This is a genomic window from Streptomyces sp. AB3(2024), assembly GCF_041862025.1.
GTDB lineage: Bacteria > Actinomycetota > Actinomycetes > Streptomycetales > Streptomycetaceae > Streptomyces.
This window is the reverse complement of sequence record NZ_JBGWAB010000082.1, coordinates 25487-35301: the sequence shown is the minus strand read 5'-3', so window position 1 is coordinate 35301 and position 9815 is coordinate 25487. Positions and strand designations below refer to the sequence as shown.

General features: G+C 72.7%; 10 protein-coding genes. 6 read left to right on the top strand and 4 right to left on the bottom strand.

Annotated elements, in window-relative coordinates:
• Positions 1 to 220 precede the first annotated feature (220 nt).
• The 4 genes from speB (at position 221) to ACEPPI_RS26925 (ending at position 4411) form a co-directional block, all read left to right on the top strand.
• Positions 221 to 1210 carry an agmatinase gene (gene speB, locus ACEPPI_RS26940; protein ID WP_373917854.1) on the top strand — a complete coding sequence of 330 codons (990 nt, stop codon included), beginning with the start codon at positions 221 to 223 and terminating at the stop codon, positions 1208 to 1210.
• A gap of 369 nt (positions 1211 to 1579) precedes the next feature.
• Positions 1580 to 2404, top strand: coding sequence for an inositol monophosphatase (locus tag ACEPPI_RS26935; protein WP_373917853.1), 825 nt, complete (start codon positions 1580 to 1582; stop codon positions 2402 to 2404).
• 79 nt (positions 2405 to 2483) lie between these two features.
• Positions 2484 to 3902 (top strand): phytoene desaturase family protein, encoded by a 1419-nt coding sequence (locus tag ACEPPI_RS26930; RefSeq protein ID WP_373917851.1) that lies wholly within the window; start codon positions 2484 to 2486, stop codon positions 3900 to 3902.
• Positions 3902 to 4411 (top strand): O-acetyl-ADP-ribose deacetylase, encoded by a 510-nt coding sequence (locus tag ACEPPI_RS26925; RefSeq protein WP_373917850.1) that lies wholly within the window; start codon positions 3902 to 3904, stop codon positions 4409 to 4411. The genes ACEPPI_RS26930 and ACEPPI_RS26925 overlap by 1 nt, the downstream gene beginning before the upstream one ends.
• Positions 4412 to 4522: 111 nt before the next feature.
• On the opposite strand, the gene ACEPPI_RS26920 is transcribed toward ACEPPI_RS26925, so the two are convergent.
• The 4 genes from ACEPPI_RS26920 to ACEPPI_RS26905 form a co-directional block, all read right to left on the bottom strand.
• The gene (locus ACEPPI_RS26920; protein WP_373917849.1) at positions 4523 to 5596 is read right to left on the bottom strand and encodes a M14 family metallopeptidase; all 1074 of its coding nucleotides are present in this window, start codon (positions 5594 to 5596) and stop codon (positions 4523 to 4525) included.
• Between the two features lie 10 nt (positions 5597 to 5606).
• Entirely contained in the window at positions 5607 to 5924 is a 318-nt protein-coding gene (locus ACEPPI_RS26915; protein ID WP_373917848.1) for a hypothetical protein, read from the bottom strand.
• A 102-nt stretch (positions 5925 to 6026) separates the two neighbouring features.
• On the bottom strand, positions 6027 to 6749 hold the full coding sequence (locus ACEPPI_RS26910; RefSeq protein ID WP_373917847.1) for a TetR/AcrR family transcriptional regulator: 723 nt from the start codon (positions 6747 to 6749) through the stop codon (positions 6027 to 6029).
• A 156-nt stretch (positions 6750 to 6905) separates the two neighbouring features.
• Positions 6906 to 7388, bottom strand: coding sequence for an Lrp/AsnC family transcriptional regulator (locus ACEPPI_RS26905; protein WP_373917855.1), 483 nt, complete (start codon positions 7386 to 7388; stop codon positions 6906 to 6908).
• A 167-nt stretch (positions 7389 to 7555) separates the two neighbouring features.
• Between ACEPPI_RS26905 and ACEPPI_RS26900 the strand changes: the two genes are divergently transcribed.
• Both ACEPPI_RS26900 and ACEPPI_RS26895 read left to right on the top strand, forming a co-directional pair.
• The gene (locus ACEPPI_RS26900) at positions 7556 to 8569 is read left to right on the top strand and encodes a DMT family transporter (protein WP_373917846.1); all 1014 of its coding nucleotides are present in this window, start codon (positions 7556 to 7558) and stop codon (positions 8567 to 8569) included.
• Positions 8562 to 9749: an aromatic amino acid transaminase gene (locus ACEPPI_RS26895; RefSeq protein WP_373917845.1), complete on the top strand. Its 1188-nt coding sequence runs from the start codon at positions 8562 to 8564 to the stop codon at positions 9747 to 9749. The genes ACEPPI_RS26900 and ACEPPI_RS26895 overlap by 8 nt, the downstream gene beginning before the upstream one ends.
• Positions 9750 to 9815 lie beyond the last annotated feature (66 nt).

Genomic DNA, 9815 nt, shown 5'->3' with positions numbered 1-9815 from the left:
ATCGACCCCGCCGAGACCCGCGAGACGCTCATCAGCGCCCTCGCGATGCTCCGCACCAAGCACGCCGACCTGCCGTCCCGCAAGCACGGCAACCCGCCGCAGTAACGAGCGCGGACCGGGCGCGGGCCCGGCGCCCCCGCGCCCCCGCTCTTCCCTCCTCCCTCCTGGGCCCGGTGACCGGGCGTCAGGCCGCCGTACCCGGAAAGGCACAGACCGCACCATGACCGCCCAGCCCAACGGACCGACCCCGCCGCTGCCGCCGATCGAGACCGACCGGACGCTGCACTTCGCCGGTCAGGCCACGTTCGGCCGCATCCCCCGCATCGACCAGGTGGAGAAGGCGGACATCGCCGTGGTCGGCGTCCCGTTCGACGGCGGTGTCACCTACCGCCCCGGAGCCCGGTTCGGCGGCAACGCCATCCGCGAGGCCTCCCGCACCCTGCGCCCCTACAACCCGGCACAGGACGTCTACCCCTTCCACTACAGCCAGGTCGCCGACGCCGGTGACATCAGCGCCAACCCGTTCGATGCGAACGAGGCGGTGGAGACGATCGAGGCCGCCGCCGACGAGCTGCTGGCCGGCGGTTCCCGGCTGATGACGCTCGGCGGCGACCACACCATCGCGCTACCGCTGCTGCGTTCGGTGGCCAAGAAGCACGGGCCGGTCGCCGTCCTGCACTTCGACGCACACCTGGACACCTGGGACGAGTACTTCGGCCAGCAGTACACCCACGGGATGCCCTTCCGCCGGGCCGTGGAGGAGGGCGTCATCGACACCTCCGCCCTCTGCCACGTGGGCACGCGCGGCCCGATCTACGGCAAGAAGGACCTCGACGACGACGCCAAGCTCGGCTTCGGCATCGTGACCTCGGCGGACGTCATGCGGCGCGGGGTGGACGAGATCGCCCAGCAGCTGCGCGAGCGGGTCGGCGACCGGCCGCTGTACATCTCCATCGACATCGACGTACTGGACCCCGCGCACGCCCCCGGCACCGGGACCCCGGAGGCCGGCGGTATGACCTCCCGGGAGCTGCTGGAGATCCTGCGCGGCCTCGCCGACTGCCACCTGGTCTCCGCCGACATCGTGGAGGTCGCGCCGGCGTACGACCACGCCGGGATTACCTCGGTCGCCGCGTCGCACGCCGCGTACGAGCTCATCACGATCATGTCGAAGCAGATAGCTCCGGTCCGCTGGGGAATGTCGAAGTAAAGGCGGAACACAAGGTAGCGGCCGGCGCATTGTGCGCCGGCCGCTCTTCCTTTGTTTTCACCTTAACGAAAGCGGTATATCCGAGGGCGCCGAAATTGTTGAGGCGCATGCGAAATCACACCTCGGAGGGCGTGGGAGTCCCAAAAATACCCGACGCCGACGCGCGCCACATCGTTGTGTTCATAGAGTTCACGGGAGGCGTGCGCGGGCGCCGGGGCGGCGCGAGGCATCAAGTTAGGAAACTTTACTTACAGAGTCAAGGGGGTGCATGCCGGACCGGGGGTCTGTACACCTGTACGTCGTCTCGTGTATGCCGGACGGACGGGGCCGGGGGTGGGGTTCGTCCCCCCGGCGTGCTTTGCTGGGGCCATGATCGATGATTTTTCGGCCCAGGACCTGTCCGCAGTCGAGGAGGCCGTCCGCGAGGCGGCGGCGGTGGAGATCATGCCGAGGTTCCGGCAGCTCGCCGCGCACGAGGTCGACCAGAAGAGCGGCCCGCACGACCTGGTGACCATCGCCGACCGGCTCGCCGAGGAACACCTGACGGCCTCGCTGACGAAGCTGCTGCCCGGCTCGGCAGTCGTCGGCGAGGAAGCCGTCCACGCCGACCCCGGCGTCTACGCCGCGCTCCGCGCCGACGCGCCCGTCTGGATCGTCGACCCCGTCGACGGCACCCGCCAGTTCGTGGGCGGCGACCCCGCCTTCTGTACCCTGGTCGCGCTGGCCCACCGCGGCGAGATACTCGCCTCCTGGACCTTCGCACCGGCGCTGGACGAGCTCGCCACCGCCGTGCGCGGGCAGGGCGCGTACGTCAACGGCGAGCGGATCCTCGCCGGTTCGCCGGAACCCGGCGCCGTGCTCCGGGTCGCGATGGCGCATCCGCTGTACACCTCCGAGCGGGACAAGCGGACCCTGGCCCGGCTCGACGTGCCCGGCGTCGCCGCCCGGCCCTGCGGTTCGGCCGGCCTGGAGTACCTCAAGGTGGCCCGGGGCGAGATGGACGGCCTGGCGTTCACCTGGCCCTCGGCCTGGGACCACGCGGCCGGGCTGCTGCTGGTCGCCGAGGCGGGCGGCGCCCAGTCCACCGTGGACGGCGTCCCCTTCCGGGTGGACCGGGACAACGCCCTGCCCTTTGCGGTGGGGCGTGACGAGGCCACCGCCGTACGGATCCGCGAGCTGCTGCGGGGCGCGTAGGCGCGGGAGCGTGAAGGACCCGTATGGACGGGCGGAATATCCTGGGAGCGGAGGCCGCCGCCGGACGAAGGAGTTGCCAGTGTCGTCGATTCTCGACGCAGTCGTGGTGGGGGCGGGGCCCAACGGCCTGACGGCCGCGGTCGAACTGGCCCGCAGGGGCTGCTCCGTTGCCGTGTTCGAGGCGGCGGACGGCATCGGGGGCGGGGCCCGCACCGAGGAGCTCACCCTCCCGGGCTTCCGCCACGACCCCTGCTCGGCGGTGCACCCGTTGGGCGCCGGTTCCCCCGTCTTCGCGACGATGCCGTTGAAGCGCTACGGGCTGGAGTGGCTGCACGCCCCGCTGCCCATGGCGCACCCCTTCGACGACGGCACGGCCGCGGTGCTCTCCCGCTCCGTCGCCGAGACCGCGGCCTCCTTCGGGCCCCGCGACGCGGGCGCGTACCGCCGTCTCGTCCAGCCGTACCTCGGCAAGTGGGACACCCTCGCCCGGGACTTCATGTCGCTGCCCGCCACCGCCCTGCCCCGGGACCCGCTGACCCTGGCCCGCTTCGGCCTGACCGGGCTGCCGCCCTCCACCTGGCTGCTGCGCCGCTTCCGTGACGACCGCGCGCGGGCCTTGTTCGCCGGGCTCGTGGCACACGTCATCGCCCCGCTGAGCGGGATCGGGACCGGGGCGGTCGGCCTGGTCTTCGCGCTGGCCGCGCACGCGGGCGGCTGGCCGATGGCGCGCGGCGGCTCGCAGTCGATCTCCGACGCACTCGCCGGGTACCTGGCGGACCTCGGCGGCACCGTGCACACCGGCTTCGAGGTCAAGCGGCTCGACGACCTGCCGCCCGCCCGCGCGTACGTCTTCGACACCTCGCCGACCGCCCTGGCCCGGATCGCCCGCCTCGGCCGCGCGTACGACGGCTACCGGTACGGCGCCGCCGCGTTCAAGCTCGACTACGCGCTCGACGGACCGGTGCCCTGGACCGCCGAGGCCCCCCGCCGGGCCGGCACCGTGCAGATCGGCCCCGGCAGCCGCGACATCGACGCCGCCCTCCAGCTGGCCACCGGCGGCCGGGCGCCCCGCAGCCCCTTCCTCATCACCGCCCAGCCCAGCCTGGTCGACCCCGGCCGGGCCCCGAGCGGCAAGCACGTCTTCTGGGCCTACGGGCACGTCCCCGCGGGCTGGGACGGCGACCTCACCGAGGCCGTCGAGCGGCAGCTGGAGCGCTTCGCCCCGGGCTTCCGCGACCTGGTGCTGGCCCGCGCCACGGCCGGACCGCCGCAGCTCGCCGCCCGCAACCCCAACTACGTCGGCGGGGACATCGCCTGCGGCGCCGCCTCCGGCCTCCAGCTCCTGCTCCGCCCGAAGCCCACCCTGTTCCCGTACGCCACGGCCCACCCGGCCGTGTTCCTCTGCTCCTCGGCGACCCCGCCGGGCCCGGGGGTCCACGGGATGTCCGGCCACAACGCCGCCAGAGCGGTCTGGCGGCACCTGCGAAAGGCCTCGTGATGGTGCGCATCACCCTCGTCCAGGGCGACATCACCGCCGAGGAGGCGGACGCGGTCGTCAACGCTGCGAACTCCTCGCTGCTCGGTGGCGGGGGAGTGGACGGCGCCATCCACCGGCGCGGCGGCCCGGAGATCCTCGCCGCCTGCGAGGACCTGCGGCGCTCCCACTACGGCAAGGGCCTGCCGACCGGCCGCGCGGTCGCCACCACGGCGGGCCGCCTCCCGGCGGAGCACGTCATCCACACCGTCGGACCGGTCTGGTCGCGGGACGAGGACCGCTCGGAGCTGCTGGCCTCCTGCTACCGCGAGTCGCTGCGGGTCGCCGACGAGCTGGGTGCGCGTACGGTCGCGTTCCCCGCGATCTCCACCGGGATCTACGGCTGGCCGATGGACGACGGGGCCCGCATCGCGGTCGAAACGGTTCGCGCCACGCAGACGGCCGTCGAAGAGGTTCGCTTCGTCCTCTTCGACGCGGCGGCCTACGCGGCCTTCGAGGCTGCCCTGGCCTGACCTCGGGAGCGGTGTGGAGAATCCACCCGGGCCCGAGTCCCCGATGAGCAGCTCGGCGTGCACGGCGCAAGCGGCCGGCCGGGACCCCCGGTGCTCCGGCGGCCCGCCGCCCTACGGGAGGGCGGTCAGGCAGAACTGCACCAGCCCGGCGTCGACGTCGAGGACGATCTTCTTCATCTCGGACCACGGCGGGTGGAAGTCCATGCCCCACTCGATCGTGAAGGCGAGGATCTTGGTCCCGTTCGGGTGCACGATGTGGCGCGCGAAGGTGTAATCGTCGCTGGTTCCGCACGTCGGGTAGAGGTCGAAGGAGGGCTCGGGGGTGTACTCGACGCCGCGTACGCCCTTGAGCGCCTTGCAGAACCGCTCGGCGAGCACGGCGGAGTCGTCGTGGTCGGTCTTCGGGATGAACTCCGCGTAGAGCTGGTCGTTCTTCAGTCCGCGCTTGCCGTCGAAGGCGGGGTTCTGGAAGTTCCTGTTCGGGTCGCTGGACTGGCTGTTGTCGTCGCCCCACACATAGAGCATCTTCTGCGTGTAGCTGTGTACGTCGACGAACCACCGGGTGCGCACGAACTGGTCCAGGAGCCAGCGGACGTTGCGGGTCTCGGGCTCCGAGAAGGGCGAGGGCCCCTGGTACGTCTGGTTGGGGTCGGCCGGGTCGTCGGAGACACGGACCGGGGCGAGCGGATGGAAGGCGGTCCGGAAGTCGAAGAGGAAGTCGAAGTTGCGGTTGAGGTCGACGCCGACCGCGTCCGGGTTGCCGCCGGACTGAGCCGGGTTGCGGTTGCGCCGCCAGCCGTCGACGACGGTCTGGCTGTAGTGCCGGCCGTCCGGGTTGATCAGCGGAAAGACCACGAGGTCGAGTCCCTCCAGGATGCTGCGCACCTGGTCGGCGGTGAAGCGGGTGCCGCCGTACGCCAGGCCGGTGCCGCCGGCGTGGGCGTGCAGCAGGTCGGCTGCGAGGTTGACGAGGATCTCGCAACTGCCCCATTCACGGGCGTGTGCGCCACCGATCAGTACGGCGGTGGGCTTCGGCACCAGGGTGTGGATGCCGATCCGCAGGGCGTGGCAGGTCCGACCCTCGACGCTGGGCTCGGGCAGTTCGACGAGGTCGGAGGTGTTCGGGAAGGCGGCGGCCAGGCTGGTCACGCCGGACTCGACCTCGGTGATGTTCAGGTACGTCATGGCGTCGCTCCTAGGCGTCGTTCACCTTGAGGGCCAGTCCTTGCGGGACCGCGTCCGCAGGGGCGAACCTGTCCCCCTGGCCGACCTCGGCCTGGCGGGCGCGTCCGGTGGCGGTGGCGTCCTCGACGATGCTGGCCGTGACGCCGTCGCGTTCGAACGCGTCGGCCTGGTCGGCGGGTACGTAGGCGTCGATGGTGCAGCTGCCGTCCTCGTGCCGGCGGACGCGGCCGCCGACGTCGGGACGGGTCTCGCGCAGCAGCGCGCGGAGGGTGTCGGCGTCCCGGGCGGTGACCCGGACGCGCAGGATCGCGTATTCGTGGTGGGACATGACGGCCTCCCTGGGGCGCCGTCGGCCGATGTCGCTGACGTCGGCTGATGTCGACTTGGAGGTGGATTGCGTACGCATATGGGCGATGTGTACGTCGTATCCTCAGCGTGCGCCCCCGCCGTAGAACGCGTCAAGGGGCGCCTCGGGCATGCCGCTGAGCAGGCTGTCGAGGCCTTCGATCAGCTCGCGCTCGTCGTCGTACTCGGCGAGTTGCGGGACGAGCGCGCGCAGCCGCGGGTACTCGGCGGCGGGCAGCCGGTGCAGGCCGAGGCGCAGCATGACGTCCGGCTCGTCGGGGTTGTCGACCACCTGGCGCTTGTCCACGAGGAGGCAGCCGAGGATCCAGGCCGCGAACGTGCGGTAGATCGTCAGTGCGGTGGCGTCGTCGAAGCCGGCCCGGCCGAGGACGGCGAGGACGTGCTCGGTGAGCTGGAGCGCCGGTGCCGGGCGGCGGGCCACCGGCACGCTGAGCGGGCGGGTGGCCACCACGGGCAGGATCTCGGGGTGGGCGTGCACCGCGGCGGCGAAGGCGCGGGCGATCCGGCGCAGCTCCGCGCGCCAGGAGGGCGGGGCGGCCTCGGCCGAGGTGCGCAGCCGGTCGTTGACCTCGGTGAAGAAGGCCTCGACCAGGCCGTCGAGGAGCGCCTCCTTGCCGGCCGTGTACCGGTAGATGGCCATGGGCTCCACGCCCAGGTCGGTGGCCAGACGCCGCATGGTGAGCGCCGCGAGGCCCTCCCGGTCCACCAGCGCCACGGCCGCGGCGAGCACGAGGGGACGGCTGAGGCGCCGCCGCTTGTCGGGGGTACCCGGGTCCGGTCCGGCCATGTCCGCACTCCCGTCGCCCCGCCCGGCGACGCCCTCGGGCGTGCCGGGGCCGACCCGTGGATATGGGGATACACAGTATACTTACTCCAATATTGTACTTAAATGCACCCGTCGAGGCCGAAGGCGGCGCCGGGCCGTTGCCCCTGCCGCGCCCGGTCAGAGGCGGCGCGCCGAGCTGCCCGGGGTGGGGCGGGGGTAGGTGCGGGACTGCTTCACGCTGCCGTACGCGAAGCTCGACTCGATCGAGGCGATCCCCGGGATGGCGTGGATCCGGTGGCGCACCAGGGATTCGTACGCCTCCAGGTCCTCGATGACCACCCGCAGCAGGTAATCGCTGCTGCCCGCCATCAGGTAGCAGTCCTGGATGTGCTCGATGACCGCGACGTGCTCCTCGAACAGCCGGACCGCCCCCGCCGTGTGCCGCTCCAGGCGGATGCGGACGAAGACGGTGATCGGCAGCCCGAAGGCGACCTGGTCGACCATCGCCGTGTAGCCGCGGATCAGGCCCGCCTCCTCCAGCCGGCGGACGCGGCGCAGACAGGGCGAGGGGGAGAGCCGCACCCGGTCGGCGAGGTCCTGGTTGGAGAGCCGGCCGTCGGCCTGCAACTCCCGGATGATCTGCAGATCGACCGCGTCCATGGCCACGTTCCGGCGCTCCTCGGCTGTTTTTCGCCACTCCTTGGCAGATTCTGCCCCAAACGTATGTCCGAGCGGCAGAACTGGCAATCGGCTGCCCCGCCCCAGGCCCTAGCGTTGCCAGGGAGCGGACCGGACCGGTCCGTGTATCAGAGGCTGGAGTCACTTCCTTGGTCGCGACGAACACCACCCGAGCGGCCGAGCCTCCCCGCACGGTGAGCGAGCCGGCCGGACACCCCGGTCGGCTCGGGCTCTCCCCCCAGGCCCGGGGCATGGCGGCGCTGCTGGTCACGGTGGCCATCTGGGCCGCCTTCGCCCTCAGCGCCCGCGCCCTGAGCGCCTCCACGCTGCTCCCCGCCGACGCGGCACTGCTGCGCTTCGGGGTGCCGCTGCTCGTCCTGGCGCCCGCCCTGTGGCGTCGGCGCCGGCGGATCGCCGCCGTGCGGCCGGGTGCGGCCGCCAAGATCATCTGTGGCGCCGGGGTGCCCTTCTTCCTGGCCGCCATGCACGGCGGCGCCCTCACCTCGGCGGCCTTCGTCGGCTCGATCGTCCCCGGGATGGTCCCGCTCTTCGTCGCCGCCCTGATGGCCGCCCGGGGCCGCGGCCTGCCCCGGGGGACGCAGATCGCCGGGCTCGCGCTGATCGCGCTCGGTGTGGCCGCCCTGGTCTGGCGCTACGTGGTCCCGGTCGACGCCGACGTCCTGGAGGGCGCCGGCACCCTGCTGGTGGCCAGCGGCCTGTGGGCCCTGTACACGGTGGGCCTGCGCGACGTGGACCTCGACCCCGTCGGCTCGATCGGCCTCCTGTGCCTGCCCTCCTTCGCGGTGATCGGCCTGCTGGTGCTGACCGGGGTGCTCCCCAGCGGCCTCGCCCACGCGGCGGGCGGCGACATCGCGCTGTTCCTCGTGGTGCAGGGGCTCGGCGTCGGACTGTGCGCCGGCCTCCTCTACGCCTTCGCCATCCGCCGGCTCGGCGCGGAGCGCAGCTCCGTCGTCGGCAGCCTCAGCCCCGTGGCCGTCGTCCTCCTCGCCATCCCGCTGCTCGGCGAGTCCCCGACCACCGCCGTGCTGATCGGCGTCCCCCTGATCACCGCCGGCGTCGTGCTCGCCAACCGCCGTTCCGCCGGCGCCCGTTCCGCCACCGCCCGCCCCCACCCCCGCCCCGAGGTTCCCGCAGATGCTTGAGCTCCTCCCGCCGCCGCCCACCGACCCGCTGTGGGACCTGACGTACGAGTTCGGTTCCGACGAGCGCGCCGAGCGGCTCAATCTGGTCCTCGGCGTCTACCGCGACCCCTCCGGCCGCACCCCCGTCATGGCCGCCGTGCGGGAGGCCGAGATCCGCCTCGCGGAGCGCTCGGAGTCCAAGGAGTACCGGGGGTTGTCCGGCAACGCCGCCTTCAACCGCGCCCTGCTCGCCATGGTGCTGGGACCGGGCGCGGAAGCCGACCGGGCCGCGGCCGTCCAGACCGTCGCCGGCTCCGGCGCGCTGCGGCTGCTGGCCGACCTGATCTGCCGGACCCGCCCGGGGACCACGGTGTGGATCAGCGACCCGGCGTACGTGAACCACCGGCCGATCCTGGAGGCCGCCGGGCTCCGGGTGCGTACGTACGGCTGGTGCGACGACGAGGGCGGCTTCGACTCCGAGGGCGTCCTCGCGGAGCTGGAGCGGGCGGGACGCGACGACGTCGTCCTGCTCCAGGGGTGCTGCCACAACCCCACCGGAGCCGACCCCTCCGGGGAGGACTGGGCGGCGCTGGCCGAACTGGCGGTGCGGGGCGGCTGGGTCCCGTTCGTCGACCTCGCCTACCACGGGCTCGGCGACGGCCTGGAGGCCGACCTGTGGGCCACGCGCCATCTGGCCGCGCGGGTCCCGGAGATGCTCATCGCCGTCAGCTGCTCGAAGAATTTCGGCCTCTACAGCGACCGCACCGGCTGCGCCATCGTCCTCGGCGCGTCGGACCGTTCTGTGCGGCACGCCGAGACGGCCCTGCAGAACGCCGCCCGCACCCTGTACTCGATGCCGCCCGAGCACGGAGCCGCCGTCGTGACGACCGTCCTGGAGGACGACGGCCTGCGGGCCCTGTGGCGGGCCGAACTGGACGTCATGCGGGACAGGATCGAAGCCAACCGGTCGGAACTGACCGCCCTCCTGAGCGCCCGGGGCCACGAGGTCCAGGCCCGGTCGCTCGCGCGGCAGCGCGGCATGTTCTCGATGCTCCCGCTCACGTCGCAGGAGATGCTCCGGCTGCGCAGGGAGCACGCGATCTACGGAACCACCGCCGGCCGGATCAACATCGCGGGCATTCCGGCCGACCGGATCCCTTGTCTCGCGCGCGGCATAGCGGCGGTTCTCGGGACGCGTTGACGTTCCCCCGTACCGCCCCACGGCTCCGTTCCGGCCGCGGTCCGACCGGACCGCGGCCGGAATGCC